The 17,244-nt window shown below is 66.7% G+C and carries 10 protein-coding genes; 9 read left to right on the top strand and 1 reads right to left on the bottom strand.

All coding sequences use genetic code 11. The annotated features are described in order from the left end of the window. Positions 1-182: 182 nt before the first annotated feature. Positions 183-1,100 (bottom strand): LysR family transcriptional regulator, encoded by a 918-nt coding sequence (locus tag ASE91_RS09180; protein ID WP_056625297.1) that lies wholly within the window; start codon positions 1,098-1,100, stop codon positions 183-185. Positions 1,101-1,272: 172 nt separating this feature from the next. Between ASE91_RS09180 and ASE91_RS09175 the strand changes: the two genes are divergently transcribed. The 9 genes from ASE91_RS09175 (at position 1,273) to ASE91_RS20585 (ending at position 17,092) form a co-directional block, all read left to right on the top strand. Then, positions 1,273-4,305, top strand: coding sequence for a TonB-dependent receptor plug domain-containing protein (locus ASE91_RS09175; protein WP_056625294.1), 3,033 nt, complete (start codon positions 1,273-1,275; stop codon positions 4,303-4,305). A 72-nt stretch (positions 4,306-4,377) separates the two neighbouring features. Continuing rightward, a complete protein-coding gene (locus tag ASE91_RS09170; protein WP_056625291.1) occupies positions 4,378-5,673 on the top strand; it encodes a CitMHS family transporter in 1,296 nt (431 codons plus the stop codon). Continuing rightward, positions 5,673-7,043 (top strand): acyclic terpene utilization AtuA family protein, encoded by a 1,371-nt coding sequence (locus tag ASE91_RS09165; RefSeq protein WP_056625289.1) that lies wholly within the window; start codon positions 5,673-5,675, stop codon positions 7,041-7,043. The genes ASE91_RS09170 and ASE91_RS09165 overlap by 1 nt, the downstream gene beginning before the upstream one ends. After that, the gene (locus ASE91_RS09160) at positions 7,030-7,338 is read left to right on the top strand and encodes an AtuA-related protein (protein ID WP_055998393.1); all 309 of its coding nucleotides are present in this window, start codon (positions 7,030-7,032) and stop codon (positions 7,336-7,338) included. The genes ASE91_RS09165 and ASE91_RS09160 overlap by 14 nt, the downstream gene beginning before the upstream one ends. Beyond that, positions 7,335-9,302 (top strand): alpha/beta hydrolase domain-containing protein, encoded by a 1,968-nt coding sequence (locus tag ASE91_RS19935; protein ID WP_056625285.1) that lies wholly within the window; start codon positions 7,335-7,337, stop codon positions 9,300-9,302. The genes ASE91_RS09160 and ASE91_RS19935 overlap by 4 nt, the downstream gene beginning before the upstream one ends. Beyond that, positions 9,289-10,800, top strand: a complete 1,512-nt coding sequence (locus tag ASE91_RS09150) for a tannase/feruloyl esterase family alpha/beta hydrolase (protein ID WP_056625282.1) — start codon at positions 9,289-9,291, stop codon at positions 10,798-10,800. The genes ASE91_RS19935 and ASE91_RS09150 overlap by 14 nt, the downstream gene beginning before the upstream one ends. After that, positions 10,797-13,019, top strand: coding sequence for a glycoside hydrolase family 3 C-terminal domain-containing protein (locus ASE91_RS09145; RefSeq protein ID WP_235530395.1), 2,223 nt, complete (start codon positions 10,797-10,799; stop codon positions 13,017-13,019). The genes ASE91_RS09150 and ASE91_RS09145 overlap by 4 nt, the downstream gene beginning before the upstream one ends. Before the next feature lie 28 nt (positions 13,020-13,047). Next, positions 13,048-14,712: a carboxylesterase/lipase family protein gene (locus ASE91_RS09140; protein ID WP_056625279.1), complete on the top strand. Its 1,665-nt coding sequence runs from the start codon at positions 13,048-13,050 to the stop codon at positions 14,710-14,712. A 25-nt stretch (positions 14,713-14,737) separates the two neighbouring features. Continuing rightward, complete coding sequence (locus tag ASE91_RS20585) at positions 14,738-17,092, top strand: glycoside hydrolase family 3 N-terminal domain-containing protein (protein WP_235530394.1); 2,355 nt, start codon at positions 14,738-14,740, stop codon at positions 17,090-17,092. The last annotated feature ends 152 nt before the right edge of the window (positions 17,093-17,244 follow it).

Raw genomic sequence — 17,244 nt, 5'->3', positions numbered from 1 at the left:
ACGTCAGAGCCAGACCGGTTCATCGTCAACCCGATCCACCAGATGCCGGGACTAAACACCTAGCTCAACCATCACGATGTAATTATCCCGCATAGGGATCTGGCTGTGGGCAGCGCCGTCACGAGCGACCTTTATATCCGTAAGCGTCGGCGTATCGGTCAAATGGGTGTAGAATGGAGATTTTAGCGTTCCCTTGGAACGAGTTGCCCGTCGCGATGAAGCGACCTGCAATGCGACAGGAAGGCGGCGGCGGCCGGCGATAGCGAACGGTGGCGCAAATATGCGATACCGATCTTGCGCTCGACTATCGGCCCCTCCAGCGGGCGCCAGGCAACCGCAGGGTTCGCAAGCATCGTGATCGTAGAGTGAGGCAACACGGTCACGCCTAACCCGGCGGCAAGCAGGCCGCCCATCGTCACCAATTGCGAAACTTCGTACAAGGGGCGGACCGAGATCCCGGCGCGCAGCAGCGCGGCGTCGGACATGACCCGTACGCTGCTGCTGGTCGCCATTGCCAGAAAGGGTGCGTCCGCAAGCGTCGACCACGGCGCTTCACCCGGAACGTCGAATCGCGATCCCGACTGGAATGCAAGGACGCAGCGATCGGACAATAGCGGCTCGAACCGGTAATCGGGTTCGTCCGTCTCAGTAACGAAGGCCAGATCGATCTGGCCGTCTCGAAGCTGGCGGTATAGCTTGCCGGCGATGTCGTCGCGGATCACGATGTCGACCGACGGGCTGCGCGCGATGTAGTCCCGGATGGCGCGCGGCAAGGAAGCGGCGGCGAAGGACGGCAGCGCGCCGATCACGATCCGCCCGCGCATGCCGGTCAGATCCTTCGATAGCGTGGCGAATGCATGATCGAAGTCCGCGATCAGCCGCTCGACCGTTGGCACCAGTATCGTACCCGCGCTCGTCAGTTCGACCCGGCGTGAACTGCGATCGAACAGACGGACGCCCAGATCCTCTTCCATCAACCGGATCGTCCGGCTGAGTGCCGGTTGCGAAAGGTTCGCTGACCGGGCGGCTTCGCTGAAGCTGCGCGTGCGGGCGACCGCCATGAACAGTCGCAGCGTCGTCAGGCTGGGGGTACGGTTCATCCGGTCCTCTCCATTCATCGATCAGCTTTACGTATCAATCGATGCCAACATTCTATTTTTATAATCATATCGAACGATTGATAAACCGTCGAGCGGACGAAGCCGGCGCCAAGAGCCGGACCATCCGACAAGAGCCGATGTCCAGTTGGCCGTCCTCACAGGGGAGGTTTCCATGCAAGGTCGCAAGACTCGTTTCACGCGCATCAGCCTGACCGCCTTGGCGCTCGGGCTCACATCGCCGGCCATCGCCGGCACATCGGTCATCGGCGGGCAGGATGGCTCCGCCGGCCAGCAGGCGCCTACGATCGATCCCGCGCAGACGAGCAGCGCGCAGGACCCGGCAGCCGGTGCGAGCAGCACGGGATCGCTTAACGCCCCGACCGGGGTTGCGGGAGACGCTGGCGACGATGTCGATCAGCAGGGCGCGCTGTCGAACGATGCCCGGACCGGCGAAGGCGCCGATATCGTCGTAACCGGTACGAATATCTCGGGCGTGAAGGCGGTTGGTAGCGAGGCGGTAACGCTGACGCGCGAGACGATCATCGCCAGCGGTGTCGCGTCGGTCGCCGACGCGGTCAACACCCTGCCGCAGGTTCGCAATCTCGGCGATTTCCGCGAAGGCGGAACGCAGGGGTCGTATAATTCGCAACAGGGATCGGCAATCAACCTGCGCGGATTGGGTGCACAGGCGACGCTGACGTTGGTTGATGGCCACCGGGTGGTCGGTACCGGCGCTGCCTCGAACTTTACCGAGGCCAATCAGGTGCCCATCGCCGCCGTCGCTCGGATTGAGGTGATCGCCGATGGCGCATCGGCCATCTATGGCTCGGACGCGGTGGCAGGCGTGGTCAATTTCGTGCTGCGCAAGGATTTCGACGGGATCGAAGCATCGAACCGCGTGACGAACCAGTCGGGCGGGTTCCAGATTCAGCCGTCGATCACCGCCGGCACGACGTGGAGTGGTCTAGGCGGCCTCGGCGCGGGCAACGTGCTGGTCAGTTACGAATATACCCATCGCGACCCGTTCCTGCGCGCGAAGAACCGCTTCCTGTTCAGCGACCTGCGGCCGTTCGGCGGACCCGACAACCGGCTGAACGGCACGACTGCCACGCTGGCGGGCCCCGCCAATATCTATGTCCAGAATGCCGACGGATCGCAGAATCCGGTGCTGCCGCGAGCCGGCTTTTATACCTACTACGGGCTGCCGCAGGGGGCGAATGTCGCCCTGACGCCGGGCGACCTACTGGTCAATCAGCCGAACCTGACCGACAATGCCTATTATAACGACTATACCGGGCGGCTGGACCGGCATCAGGTGTCGCTGTTCGCCAACCAGGAATTGGGCCCGTCGATCGAGGCGTTCGTGCAGGGGACCTATTCGAACCGGCACACTTTTTCCCGGTCGCCGGCATCGGCGGTGCAGAATGTGACGCTGTCGCCGTTCCTGTTCGACGCAGGCGGCGCCGTGACGGCAACGCGCAATCCCTATTATATCGCGGGCATCCCAGGCGTGGCGGCGAACGCGCCGCTGAACGTGCAGTATAGCGCGCTAAAGGATATCGGTTCGAGCAACTTCGACAACCGGTCCGAAACCTATTCGATCACCGCCGGAGCGCGGGTGAAGCTGCCATGGAGTTGGCGCGCGGAGGGTTATTACACCTATGGTCGCGACGAGGCGTGCAATTATTGCCAGAGCGGGACCAACATCAATCCCAATGCCCTGCAATATCAGATCAATCTGGGCGCGATCAATCCGCTAAGCGCGCTGGCGCTGACGCCCGCGCAGTTGGCCACCATCGCCGGCGACAATGTCCAGCGTAGCGGCAACGGCTTGGACAATGCGCTGGTCAAGTTCGACGGCCCGCTGTTCGCGGTCCCGGCGGGCAGCGTGCGCGCTGCGTTCGGTGGTGAGCGCAACAAGCAGTACAACTTCAACATCAACGGCGCGAACCGCAGCGCCACCAACCAGTTTCTGCTCGACACCACCGCCGACAACAGCCGCCTGTCGCGAACGATCTGGTCGGCATTCGGAGAACTCTATGTCCCGCTGATCGGCGAGGAGATGGGCATCCCGCTTATCAAGAGCCTGACTATCGACGCCGCCATCCGGTACGACGATTATTCGGACGTCGGTTCGACCTCCAACCCCAAGATCGGCGGGACGTGGGTGGTGAGCGACATCCTCAGCCTGCGAGGGTCATGGGGCACGTCGTTCCGGGCCCCGTCGCTGCCCGACGTGAACTTGTTCTCCTATTCGGCGGTGGGCGGTTTCGCCTTCTCGAACAACGATCCGCGGGTCGTGAACGGGGCAGGGCCCGGCTTCACCAATATCGGCGTGGTTGTCGGATCAAACCCCGAATTGCAGCCGGAGAAGGCGACCAACTGGTCGGTCGGCGGCAACCTGAAGCTCGGCGACTTCACCGCAGAGGCGACCTATTACAATATCCGCTATACCGGCCGCATACAGCAACCCAATTCGATCGCAGCGTTCCAGGCGGGCGCCTATCCCGGCTATAACGGATACAGCCAGTTCATTCTGCCGATCGCCAACCCGAGCGGTTGCGTGAACACTGATCCGGCAACCTTCGATCCGGTGCTGCGCACCTATCTTAGCCGCACGCTGCTCTATGGTACGCTGCCCAATCCGTGTGCGGTCAACGTGCTGATCGACGGGCGCAATGCCAATCTGGCCGCGACCCGGCAGGACGGCCTGGATGCGTCGATAAACTACCTGCACAAGTTCGACGCGTTGACCGTGAACGCGTCGGCGGCGGTCAGCTGGACGATCAGCAACGAGGAACAGGTCGTTGCCGGCGCGCCGTTCGTCGACCGGCTCGGCTTCTACAACTCGCCGACCGAATGGCGCGGACGCGGCTCGCTCGGGCTGCTCTATCGCGGGGTCAGCGCCAATGCGTTCGTCAACTATATCGGTTCCTATTTGAACGATTTGGCGCTGGGCCCGATCGGCCAGTCGATCCCGCCGCAAAAGGTCGATGCATGGACGACGGTCGACCTGACGCTCGGCTATGCCGCCGATCTGAAGGATGCCGGTACCCCGTTCAGCGGGTTTCGCACGTCGCTCACCATCCTCAATCTATTCGACCGCGACCCACCGATCGCGATCACGTCAAACGGCGCGTTCAACGGCGCCTATTCGAACCCGTTCGGACGGACGGCGACGATGCAGGTCACGTTCAATTTTTAGATACTTGTCGTTGCACCGCGATCGCCTCCACGATGCAGGCGACCAGTTCAAACCAGAAACGGGGTCGGGGGGATGTTGGCACTAACCGGACTGGCGGCGATCGCGGCGTTGCTCGCGGCGATCCTGTCCAATCGCCTATCGCCGCTGGTCGCGCTGATCCTGATCCCGGTCGGGGCGGCGCTGCTGGTCGGCATGGGCGATCAGGTGCCGGCGTTCATCCTGACAGGGCTGGGCAAGATCGCACCGGTGGCGGGGATGTTCATCTTCGCCATCCTGTTCTTCGGAGTGATGACCGATGCCGGACTGCTGGCACCACTGGTCGGGTTCGTTGTGCGGCTGGTCGGGGACAGCCCGGAACGGATCGCCCTCGGTACCGCGATGCTGGCGCTGCTCATCCATCTCGACGGGTCGGGCGCCGTGTGCTTCCTCGTCACCATCCCGGCGCTCCGCCCGGTCTATGACCGGATCGGAATGGACCGCCGGGTGCTGGCCTGCACCGCATCGATGGCGGCGGGCGTCAATTTCCTGCCGTGGACCGGGCCGACCCTGCGCGCTTCCGCGTCGCTCGGCGTACCGACATCGACGCTGTTCACGCCGATGATCGGGGTGCAGCTGGTCGGGCTGGTGTTCGTCGGAGCAGCATCGTGGTGGCTGGGGCGGCGCGAGCGGGTGCGGCTGACCGGATCACCGGCATTCGATGCCGGCGATGCCGTACATGCGCCCGCCCCGCCGGCGGCCGCGCCGGTCCATGGCTGGCGCTTCATGGTGAATGTCGTCCTGACCCTCGCGGTCGTCGGCACGATGATATCGGGGCTGGTCGAACCGGTCGTCGTCTTCATGATCGGTACCGCGCTGGCACTGCTGGTCAATTATCCCGGTGCCAAGGCACAGCGCGAGCGGATCGACGCGCACGCCCATGCTGCACTGCTGATGGCGAGCATCCTGCTGGCGGCGGGCGTGTTCACCGGCGTGATGACCGGTTCGGGCATGATCGGCGCGATGGCGGCAGCGGGCGCGGGGCATTTGCCGGCGGCCGTCGGCGGGCATCTCGCCGCTATCCTCGCCGTGGTGGCGATGCCGCTCAGCCTCGTCTTCGATCCCGATTCCTTCTATTTTGGGGTGCTGCCAGTGATCTCGGAAATGGGTGCCGGCTTCGGCATCCGCCCCGAAGAGATCGGCCGCGCCGCGCTGTTAGGGCAGATGACGACAGGCTTTCCTATTAGCCCGCTGACGCCCGCCACCTTCCTCGTCGCGGGGTTGAGCGGGATCGAACTGGGCGCACACCAAAGGTTCGCGATCCCATGGCTGTTCGCCGCCAGTCTGGTGATGACCGTCGCCGCGCTGCTGATCGGGGTGATCCCGCTATGATGAGCGAGCGACCGCAACGGCATTTCGTGCGGATCGGGGCGGGGTCTGGCTTTGCCGGCGACCGGATCGAACCCGCCATCGAACTGGTCGAACGGGGCGAGCTCGACTTCCTCGTCTTCGAATGCCTTGCCGAACGCACCATCGCGCTTGCGCAGGAACGGTTACAGGCCGATCCGGCGGACGGGTTCGACCCGATGCTGATCGAACGGATGCGGCGCGTCCTGCCCGCCGCCGCCGCGCAGGGCGTCAGGATTATCACCAACGCCGGCGCGGCGAACCCGATCGCCGCCGCCCATGCCGTCGCCCGCGTCGCCCGCGAACTAGGCCTCCCCGACCTGCGGATCGGCGCAGTTACCGGCGACGATGTGCTGGCGGTGCTGGCGGATAGCGACCCGCCGCTGATCGACGGGGCGGGGACGGTCGCCACGCTGCGCGACCGGATGGTGTCGGCCAACGCCTATCTGGGGGCGGACGGCATCGTCGCCGCGCTCGATTCCGGGGCCGACATCGTCATCACCGGGCGGGTTGGCGATCCGTCGCTGTTCCTTGCACCCATGATCCACCGCTTCGGCTGGTCGCCCGACGACTGGGACCGGATCGGGCGCGGCACGCTGGTCGGGCACCTGCTCGAATGCGCCGGGCAGTTGACCGGCGGCTACTTCGCCGATCCGGGGCGCAAGGACGTGGCGGGCCTCGCCCGGCTCGGTTTCCCCTTCGCCGATGTCGATGCGAATGGCGATGCGCTGCTCGGCAAGGTCGCGGGGTCAGGCGGGCTGTTGTCGGTCGCCACCTGCACCGAACAACTGCTCTACGAGATTCTCGACCCCGCCGCCTATCTCCAGGCCGACGTTACCGCCGATTTCCGCCGGGTGCGCTTCGAACAGGTCGCGACCGACCAGGTCGCGGTATCGGGCGGCGCCGGGCGGACACGGCCGGCGTCGCTGAAGGTATCGATCGGATACGACGACGGCTTCATCGGCGAGGGGCAGATTTCCTATGCGGGCCCCGGCGCGGTTGCGCGCGCGAGGCTGGCGCTCGACATCGTACGCGAACGACTGGCGCTGACCGGCGCGGACATCCGCGAGATCCGCTGCGACGTCATAGGGCTCGACGCTGTGACACGGACGGCGGACTACCATGCTGACGGCGGCGGCGAGGTTCGCGCGCGGATCGTCGGACGCAGCCCGAGTGCGGCCGGCGCCCGGGCGATCGGCGCGGAGGTCGAGGCGCTCTATACCAACGGGCCGTTCGGCGGCGGCGGGGTCAGCCGCGGCATCCGCCGGGTGGTCGCCATCGCGTCCTGTCTGATCCCCCGCGACGCGACCGCGGCCAAGGTGCATATCGTGGAGGCCGGCGATGCGGCTGCGTGATCTGGCCCATGTCCGCACCGGCGACAAAGGCGATATCTCGCAGATCTCGGTCATCGCCTATCGCGCGGCCGACTATCCACGGATCGCGCGGGCGCTGGATGCGGCACGGGTCGGTGCAGCGCTGAGCGTGGCCGCCGGATCGGTCCGCCGCTACGATTTGCCGCAGCTAGGCGCGCTGAATTTCGTGCTGGAGGGGGCGTTGAGCGGCGGCGTCACCCGTTCGCTGGCGCTCGACGCCCATGGCAAGACGCTGGGCGCGCATCTCCTCGCCTTAGAGATCGGGGATGACGCATGAGGGGCGCGGGCTGGCTGGCGCTGACGCTGATCGTCTTGCCGACCATGGCCGAGGCGCGGGTGACGCGGATCGTGGTCGAGCGCAGCGAAGCGGCGGGTGACGGCTTCACCATGTTGCGCGGCCGCTACGAGGGCGAACTCGATCCCCGCGATCCGCACAACCGCATCATCACCGACCTGTCGGCGGCGCCGCGGACTAAGCGCGGGACGGTCGCCTACGGCGCGACCTTCGCGATCGTCCGGCCGAACGATCCGGCGCGGGCCAGTGGCGTGCTGTTCTACGACGTGCCCAATCGCGGCAACGCCCGGATCGAACCGGACCCCGCCGGCCATATCCGGGTCGTCAGCGGTTGGCAGGGCGATATCGCGCCGCAGCCGGGGGTACAGACCGCGACGGTGCCGATCGCCGCCGGACTGACAGGGCCGGTCCTGCAACGCTTCGTCGGCGTCGCGGCGGGCAGCGCGAGCGTCCCGATCGTCGGTGGCATCGTCCGCCCGGTCGCACGCCCGCTGCCGGTATCGCTCGACACCCGCGCGGCGCGGTTGTGGACGCAGACAGCCGACAGCGCGCCGCTGGTCCCGGTCGCAGCGGGTGACTGGGCATTCGCAGACTGTCGTACCCGCCCTTTTCCGGGGACGCCGGACCCTCGGCAGCTCTGCGTGCGGGGCGGTTTCGTCGCGGACCGGGCCTATACGCTGCTGTATACGGGACGCGATCCGCAGGTGCTGGGTATCGGTTTTGCGGCGGTACGCGATCTGGTCGCGTTCCTGCGGCACGGATCGCGCGACGATCATGGTACCGCCAATCCGGTCGCCGGTCTCGTCCGCTGGCCGATCGTTACCGGCACGTCGCAATCGGGCAATTTCGTCAAAAGCTTCCTGCATCTGGGCTTCAATGCCGATGAATCCCGGCGCCGGGTATTTGACGGCGCCAACCCGGATATCGCCGCACGGCAGGTGCCGCTCAACATCCGCTTCGCCGTGCCAGGCGGTGCCGCCGACCTGTTCGAACTGGGCAGCGAAGGTGCGCTGTGGTGGAGCCGCTACCGTGATCGCACGCGCGGGCGCGGTACCTCCAGCCTGCTCGACCGGTGCCGCGCGAGCAACACCTGTCCAAAGATCGTCGAGACGATCGGGTCGGCTGAAATCTGGGGCTTGCGCCTGTCGCCGGGACTGGTCGGCACCGATGCCCGCCGCGACCTGCCGCTGCCGGCCGATGTCCGGCGCTATTACTTCGGATCGGTCACCCATGGCGGGTCGCAGCACGGCGGCTTTCCGTTGACCGGTGAAGTGATCCCGCCGGGCTATCCGCCTTGCGCGCTGCCGCTAAACCCGGTTCGGACCGCCGATATACGCCGGGCCTTGCTCGCCCGGCTGGTCGAATGGGTCCGCAACGATCGTGCGCCACCCGACAGTCGCTATCCGACGATCGCCGCCGGCACGCTCGTGCCGCCCGATGCTGCGGCGATGGGGTGGCCGGCGATACCGGGCGTGCCGTTGCCGCAGACCGCGCTGAACCGCATGCCCGATTACGACGTCGGGCCGCAGTTCCGCTATGTCGATGAAAGCGGCGTGGCGTCGCGCCAGCCACCACGCGTCCGCCAAATCCTGCCGGCCCGCGTGCCGCGCGTCGACAGCGACGGGAACGAGGTCGGGGGTGTCCCGCTGGTTGCGCTGGCGGTGCCGATCGGTACCTATACCGGGTGGAACGTCCGCACCGCCGGCTATGGTCGTGGCGGGTCGTGCGGCTTTATCGGCGGCTTCGTGCCCTTCGCCCGAACCGAGGCGGAGCGGCGGCAGCGCGGCGATCCGCGTCCGTCGCTGACGGCACGATATCGCGACCATGCAGGCTTCGTCGCACAGGTCCGCGCCGTTGCGTGGCGGCAGGTACGCGATGGCTGGCTGCTGCCCGAGGATGCCGCCCGCACCATCGCCGAGGCGGAGGCCAGCGATGTCCTGCGCTGACCCTTTCCGCCTTGCCGGTATCGCCACGGCGATCGCGGCACTGCTGGTCGGATCGGTCGATGCGACCGCCCGATCCTGTGCCGCGCTGGTGGGACGGGGAACGACGGTTACCGAGGCCGACGGTATCTGCCGGGTAAGTGGCGTGCTGCGGCCGGTCGCCGGGTCTCGGATCGGGTATCAGCTGTGGTTGCCGCCGCATACCACGTGGAGCGGGCGCATGGTGATGCTCGGCAACGGCGGCTATTCGTCGCGGCTGCCGCTGACGGCAATGACCGAGCAACTGGCGCGGGGTGCGGCGGTAGTCGCGACCGATACCGGTCATGACGGCGACGATCCTAATTTTGCGCTGGGGCGACCGCAAGCGATCGTCGACTGGGGCTGGCGCGCGGTGCATGTGAGCGCGGTTGCCGCCCGTCGCGTCACCACGCGCTATTATGGCCGCGCGCCGCGCTACCGTTATTTCAACGGCTGTTCGACCGGCGGGCATCAGGCGCTGATGGAGGCGCAGCGCTTTCCAAGTGATTTCGACGGGATCGTTGCGGGCGCGCCGGGCGCGGCGCGGGTCCGGTTGAATGCCGCGTTCCTGTGGCAATATCGCGCCAACCATGCAGCGGGCGACGACGCCCGCGCGATCCTCGGCCAGCGCGAACTGGCGTTGCTGCAACAGGGGGCGCTGGCGGCCTGTCGCACCAACAACGGTTCTGCCGCGGGCGGCCTTGCCGGCGATGCATGGCTGAACGATCCCGCCGCCTGCCGGTTCGATCCCGGTGTCCTGGCGTGCGAACCCGGCCGGGTCGAACCGTGCCTGTCTGCCGAACAGGTCGCCGCCGCTCGCCGGATGTATCGCGGCGCAGTCGACCCGCGCAGCGGCGCGCGGGTCACCAATCCGTGGCTGCCGGGCAGCGAAGCGGGCTGGGCCGCCTATCTGTCCGATGGCGGGCGACCGCAGCCGGCGCGGACCAGCTTCTGGCGAGTCTGGGCCTTCGCCAATCCGGCATGGTCGTGGTGGCGGTTCGATTTCGGCCGCGACCTCGATCACGTTCTTCACACACTGTCGTCGGTGATCGATGCGGTCGACCCGAACCTAGAGCGCTTCCGCGCGTCCGGAGGCAAGCTGCTCCACTATCACGGGCTGGCCGATCCGGTGGTGTCGCCTCTCGATTCCACGCAATATCATGCTGCCGTCGCCGCCCGCATGCCGACTACCGACTGGTATCGCCTGTTCCTTGCCCCGGGCATGGGCCATTGCGGCGGTGGTCCGGGCTTCACGCGCTTCGATTCGCAGCAGGCGATCGAGGCGTGGGTCGAACAGGGACGCCCGCCCGATCGGCTGATCGCCCGCCCGACCGATCCGTCGGCGGACGCCACCCGCCCGCTCTGCCCCCACCCGGTGCGAGCCGTCCATATCGGCGGCGACCCGGAGCATGCCGACAGCTTCGCCTGCCGCCGCACGACCGGCACGACCCAGAACAAAAGAATAAGGGAGAAGACCGCTTGAAACCCCTGCTGCCCCTTGTCGCGGGTATCGCGCTCGTCGCGTCGGTGCCGATGGCGGCCGTCGCCCAGCCGGCTCCGGTTGCGACCGGCCCATGGATGGATGTGCGCCGGCCGACCGAGGCACGCGTCGCCGCGCTGCTGGCGGCGATGACATCCGAGGAGAAGCTGACGCTGATCTTCGGCCAGTTCGCGACCGACTTTCCCCCGAAGCAGTTCACGGCCCCGGCCGGCGCGCGCGAAGGGTCAGCGGGCTATGTCCCCGGCATCCCCCGGCTCGGCATCCCGGCACAGTGGCAGGCCGATGCCGGGATCGGCGTCGCTAGCCAGGGCGGGGCCAAGCGCAAGCGCGAACGGACCGCGCTCCCCTCCGGCCTCGCTACCGCCGCCACCTGGAACCCCGAACTCGCCAAACGCGGTGGGGCGATGATCGGCGCGGAAGCCTATGCCTCGGGTTTTAACGTGCTGCTCGGCGGCAGCGTCAACCTGACGCGTGAACCGCGCAACGGCCGCAATTTCGAATATGCCGGCGAAGACCCGCTGCTCGCGGGCACGATGGCGGGAGCGCAGATCGCCGGCATCCAGTCGCAGCACGTCATCTCGACAATGAAGCATTTTGCGCTGAACGATCAGGAGACCGATCGCAACGCCGGCAATGCCGTGATCGATCCTAAGGCGGCACACTTGTCCGACCTCCTCGCCTTCGAAATCGCAATGGAGCGCGGCGATCCGGGCGCGGTGATGTGCGCCTATAACCGCGTCAACGGCCCCTTCTCGTGCGAGAATCCGTGGCTGTTGACCAAGGTGCTGCGCGATGATTGGGGCTTCAAGGGCTATGTCATGTCCGACTGGGGCGCGACCCATTCGACTGAGGCGGCATCGGCGGCGGGGCTCGACCAGCAATCCGGCTATCCCTTCGACGTGAAGCCGTTCTTCGGCGAGGATATGCGCCACGCCATCACCGACGGGCGGGTGCCGCCCGCACGGATCGACGCGATGGTCGGGCGCATCCTCTATGCAATGCTGCGTCACGGCCTGTTCGACCATCCGGTGACCGCCGCACCGTTCGACCTGCCCGCCGACATGCTGGCGCGCAATGGTGCAATCAGTCGCGCCGATGCGGCAGAGGCGATCGTGCTGCTCAAGAACAGCGGCAACGTCCTGCCGCTGGCGGCGAGTGCGAAGCGGATCCTCGTCATCGGTGGCCATGCGGACAAGGGCGTGCTGGCAGGTGGCGGATCGTCGCTGGTCTACCCAAAGGGCGGCAATGCCGTTCCGGGGCTGCAACCTACCTTCTGGCCGGGGCCGATCATGTACTATCCGTCCTCGCCGCTGGAGGCGCTGCGCCGCCGTCTGCCCGGCGCGACGATCGATTTCGTCGACGGTACCGACCAAGCGGCGGCGGCGGCCGCTGCGGCACAGGCCGACCTCGCGATCGTCTTCGCGACGCAATGGGCGGGGGAAGCGTTCGATGTGTCGCTGACAGTGGCCGATAACCAGGACGCGCTGATCGATGCGGTGGCGGGTGCCAACCGGCGCACCGTCGTCGTGCTCGAAAACGGCGGGCCGGTGCTGACCCCCTGGGCACCGCGTGTCGCCGGCATCCTCACCGCATGGTATTCGGGGACGGAGGGCGGGGAGGCGATCGCCGACGTGCTGACCGGGCGGGTCAATCCGTCGGGCCACCTGCCGATGACCTTCCCCGCCAGCCTCGATCAACTGCCCCATCCCCAGCCACCAGCAAAGGGAGAGTTCCGCTATAACGAAGGGGCGACGGTCGGCTATAAATGGTTCGATGCGAAGGGGCTGACCCCGGCCTTCGCCTTTGGCCACGGTCTGTCCTACACCGACTTCCGCTACAGCGACCTGACCCTGACCGCAAAGAACGGCGCGATCGAGGCGCAGTTCAAGGTCGCGAACACCGGCCGCGTCGCCGGCAAGGCGGTGGCACAGCTCTATGCCGCCGCTTCGGGCTGGGAGGCACCGCGCCGCCTCGCCGGCTTCGCCAAGGTCGATCTGGCTCCCCGCCAGAGTCGCACGGTCAGCATCGCCATCGATCCGCGATCGGTGTCCGATTACGACGTTGCGCAAAGCTGCTGGCGTCCGACGACCGGCCGCATCGGCTTCATCCTCGGCGGATCGTCCGCCGACCGCGCCGTACAGACCAATCTGGACCTTCCTGCCGCTGCGCTGAAGGGCGCACGGCTCTGCCCCGCTTCCTGACATCGCGTAACTTGAGGGAAACACACCGATGAACCGCATCACCAAAGCACTGGTCGTCGCCACCGCACTGACCGCCATTCCCGCCGCCGCGCAGCCGGCGGGCCCGACGATCCGCACCGACACCGGTTCGGTGCGTGGGAAGGTGGCCGATGGCGTCGAAAGCTGGAAGGGTATCCCCTTTGCCGCCCCGCCGGTCGGCCCGCTGCGCTGGCGCGCACCGCAACCGGCGACGAAATGGACCGGAGTGCGCGACGCCACGCAATATAGCGCCGACTGCATGCAGAAACCGTTCCCGAGCGACGCGGCGCCGCTCGGCACCACCCCGGCCGAGGACTGCCTCTATGCCAATGTCTGGCGGCCGGCGGGCGCCAAGGGCAAGCTGCCGGTGCTGGTCTGGATCTATGGCGGCGGGTTCGTGAACGGCGGCGCCTCGCCGCCGACCTATGCCGGGGCGAACATGGCGAAGAAGGGCGTGGTCTTCGTCAGCTTCAACTACCGCGTCGGCCGCTTCGGCACTTTCGCGTTGCCGCAACTGACCGCGGCGAATGCCGATGGCGGGCGACTGGGCAACTATGGGATCATGGATCAGGTCGCAGCACTGCAATGGGTCAAGCGCAACATCGCGGCGTTCGGCGGCGATCCGGCGAACGTGACCATTTCGGGCGAGAGTGCCGGCGGCATCTCCGTACATGCGCTGGTCACCTCGCCGGAGGCGAAGGGGCTGTTCAACAAGGCGGTCGTGATGTCGGGCGGCGATGCCAAGGCGTTCACCGGCAACACGCTGGCGGACGTGGAAAAGATCGGCGGCAACTTCGCCCGGACCAAGGGCATCGACCCCGCTGCCCCCGACGCGCTGCAACGCTTGCGCGCGCTGTCGGCGGAGGACGTGCTCGACGGGCTGAACATGGCGCAAATGTCCGGCCGCAACGGTGCCCCGCCGACCAATTCGGGGCCGTTCGTCGATGGCAAGGTGGTGGTCGACGTGCGCAAGGCATATGAACAGGATCGCTTCGCCCGCATGCCGATGATGATCGGAGCGACCAGCGCCGATATCGGTGGCAAGAGCGGCTTCATGATCGCTGGCGGGCGCGAGGCATCGGCGATGATCGCCGACAAGGGCGTGCCGGTCTGGGGCTATCGCTTCTCCTATGTCGCCGATTCGATCGGGCAGGGCGGGGCGCAGCACGCGACCGACATCCCCTATTTCTTCGACAACACCCGCATCAAATATGGCGCGCAGACGAACGCCAAGGACGAGGGCGTCGGCGAGGCGATGAGCAGCTATCTCGCCAATTTCGTTAAGCGCGGCGATCCGAACGGCGGCACGCTGCCCAACTGGCTGCGCTATACCCGCGCCAACGATACGATCGCCGACTTCGCCGCAAACGGGAAGGTCGTGGTCGTGCGCGATCCATGGGGTGCCGAGATCGACAAGTTGTCGCGGGCATTGGCCGCGGCCAAGGCATCGGGGCGCTACACCACGCTGACGACGCCGATCGGCGAACTGCTCGACAATCCGGCGACGCGCACGGTGCTCGAACGGCATGTGCCGGCGTTCCTCAAGAACCCGCAGCTCGACATGGCGCGCGGCACGACGCTGTACGGGTTGCAGACCTATCTGCCCGACCAGTTCACCGATTCATTGCTGGCGACGATCGATCGCGACCTCGCTACCATTCCGGTCAAGAAGTAAGATGGCGAACAGGGGGAGGATCGCGATGCGAAAGAAGATGGTTGCCGCCAGTGCGTTGGCGCTGGCGGCAGGGGCGGTCGTCGTCGGTGCCCCGCTTGCCGCGCGGCAGGCGAAGACGGCGGCGCAACCGTGGATGAATACCCGGATGAGCGCCGAACAGCGTGCCGACCTGCTGCTGCGCGCGATGACGCTGGAGGAAAAAGCGGGGCAGGTATCGCAGCAATTCATGTTCGGCGCGTTCGAGCAGTTCGCTCCGATCGTTAAGGGGAGCAAGGTCGGATCGCTGCTGTTCGTCACCGACCCCGCCGTCATCAACCGGCTGCAACGCGTGGCGGTCGAGGAGACGCGGCTGAAGGTGCCGTTGATCTTCGGGTATGACGTCATCCACGGGTTCCGCACGATCTTTCCGGTACCGATCGCCAATGCCGCATCATGGGACCCGGCCGGCGTCGAGCGGGCGCAGGCGGTTGCCGCTGCCGAGGCGCGCGCGGTCGGCATTCACTGGGCTTTCGCGCCGATGGTCGATATCGCCCGCGATCCCCGTTGGGGCCGCATCGTCGAGGGGGCGGGGGAGGACCCGTTCCTCGGTTCGGCGATGGCACGCGCGCAGGTGAAGGGATTTCAGGGTCCGGCGATCGGTGCGCCCGGTCACATCGTCTCTGGCCCCAAGCATTTCGCGGGCTATGCCGCGGCGGAAGGCGGACGCGATTACGACAGCGTCTATATCTCTGAACCGCAGCTCTACAACGTCATCCTGCCGCCCTTTGCCGCGGCGGTGCAGGCCGGCGCAGGCAATGTCATGAGCGCCTACATGGACCTCAACGACGTGCCGGCGGTCGGCAACAAATGGCTGCTGACCGATGTGCTGCGCGATCAGATGGGCTTCGACGGCTGGGTCGTGTCCGACGCCAACGGCACCAAGAACCAGGTGATCCAGCATTTCGCCCGCGACGAAGCCGATGCGGCGGTGCGCAGCATCGATGCCGGCAACGACATGGAAATGTCGTTCGGCCCCGCCGCTTCCGCCGAGACGCTGGCGGCGTCGGTGCGAGCGGGCAAGCTGAAGGAGGCGGTGCTCGACCGTGCGGTGCGTCGCATCCTGATCGGCAAGTTCCGCATGGGACTGTTCGAAAACCCCTATGTCGACGAAGCGCAAGCCAAAAAGACTCTGGCCGATCCCGCCCATCGCGCCGAGGCGCAGGCCGCGGCCGAGCGTTCGTTCGTGCTGCTGAAGAACGAGGGCGGTGCCCTGCCGCTGGTGGCGGGCGCACACAAGCGGGTCGCGGTGATCGGGGCGATGGCCAATTCGAAGCGTGACATGCTCGGACCTTGGGCGTTCCAGTACGACCTGCCCGAAACAGTGACGGTGTTCGAGGGCGTCCGCGATCGGCTAGGGTCGGCCGCGACCGTCGAGACTGCGCCAGGCGTGCAACTCAAGCGCGACGTGCCGTCGATGTTCGAAGCGATCACCATCCCAGGCGCGGCGAAGCCCGAACCGCGTTGGGACGCGGCCCGCGCGGCAAGCGAGTTCGATCGCGCGGTGGCGCTCGCCAGGCGTTCCGATCTGATCATCCTGACGCTCGGCGAGGCGGAGGATATGAGCGGCGAGGGGGCCTCACGCTCCGACCTGAAGCTGCCGGGCGACCAGTTGCGCCTGTTCGAAGCGATGCTGGCGACCGGCAAGCCGGTGCGGGTCGTGACGATGAGCGGCCGTCCGCTCGAACTGGGGGCGGTGATCGAGCGCGCGCCGGCGATCCTTCACGCCTGGTATGGTGGCACGCGCGGCGGCACCGCGATCGCGCGCACGCTGTTCGGCGACGTTAATCCCGGCGGCAAGCTGCCGGTAACATGGCCACGCAGCGTCGGGCAGGTGCCGATCTATTACGCGCACAACACGACCCATGCGCCCAAGGATCAGGGCAAGCGCTATTGGGATATTCCCTCCACGCCGCAATTTCCCTTCGGTTACGGGCTCAGCTACACGACCTTCGAGATCGGTGCGCCGGTGCTCGATACTGCTACCATGGGTGCCGGCGGACGCGTCGTCGTGTCGGTGCCGGTGGCCAATCGCGGCACCCGCGCCGGGGACGAAGTGGTGCAGCTCTATGTTCATCAGCGATCGGGCCGAGCGTCGCGTCCGGTCCGCGAGTTGAAGGGGTTCGAACGCGTATCGCTGCGCGCAGGCGAGCAGCGGACGGCGCGCTTCGAACTCGACGAACGCAGCCTCCAATACTGGAGCAGTGCCGCGAAGGGCTGGGTGATCGATCCCGGCACGTTCGATCTCTACGTCGGCGCAAGTTCGAGTGCTGAAGCGTACGCGACCTTTTCGGTTGCCGGTCTTCCCCGGCCCGGGGTTAGTTGGAGTGGTAGAAAAAAATGAACGAAAGGCCGATTTTCGGGCTGCGGTAAATCTGTTTGAACGGCGGGTTCTGGGTCTCAGCATCGGACATGCTGTTTGGAAACAGCCCGATTTGTCGATCCGACGAACTCCGCGAGATGCTGTCCCGACAGCCAGGCAGCTTCGATCCGCGG

The sequence above is a fragment of the Sphingomonas sp. Leaf62 genome, assembly GCF_001421915.1.
Lineage (GTDB): Bacteria > Pseudomonadota > Alphaproteobacteria > Sphingomonadales > Sphingomonadaceae > Sphingomonas.
The sequence above is the reverse complement of the archived record's forward strand: the minus strand, read 5'-3'. Positions and strand labels throughout refer to the sequence as shown.

What these genes read in the sequence shown, in the direction of transcription:
- ASE91_RS09180 (WP_056625297.1), bottom strand. Translation starts at nt 1,100, where the DNA reads ATGAACCGTACCCCCAGCCTGACGACGCTGCGACTGTTCATGGCGGTC.
- ASE91_RS09175 (WP_056625294.1), top strand. Translation starts at nt 1,273, where the DNA reads ATGCAAGGTCGCAAGACTCGTTTCACGCGCATCAGCCTGACCGCCTTG.
- ASE91_RS09170 (WP_056625291.1), top strand. Translation starts at nt 4,378, where the DNA reads ATGTTGGCACTAACCGGACTGGCGGCGATCGCGGCGTTGCTCGCGGCG.
- ASE91_RS09165 (WP_056625289.1), top strand. Translation starts at nt 5,673, where the DNA reads ATGAGCGAGCGACCGCAACGGCATTTCGTGCGGATCGGGGCGGGGTCT.
- ASE91_RS09160 (WP_055998393.1), top strand. Translation starts at nt 7,030, where the DNA reads ATGCGGCTGCGTGATCTGGCCCATGTCCGCACCGGCGACAAAGGCGAT.
- ASE91_RS19935 (WP_056625285.1), top strand. Translation starts at nt 7,335, where the DNA reads ATGAGGGGCGCGGGCTGGCTGGCGCTGACGCTGATCGTCTTGCCGACC.
- ASE91_RS09150 (WP_056625282.1), top strand. Translation starts at nt 9,289, where the DNA reads ATGTCCTGCGCTGACCCTTTCCGCCTTGCCGGTATCGCCACGGCGATC.
- ASE91_RS09140 (WP_056625279.1), top strand. Translation starts at nt 13,048, where the DNA reads ATGAACCGCATCACCAAAGCACTGGTCGTCGCCACCGCACTGACCGCC.
- ASE91_RS20585 (WP_235530394.1), top strand. Translation starts at nt 14,738, where the DNA reads ATGCGAAAGAAGATGGTTGCCGCCAGTGCGTTGGCGCTGGCGGCAGGG.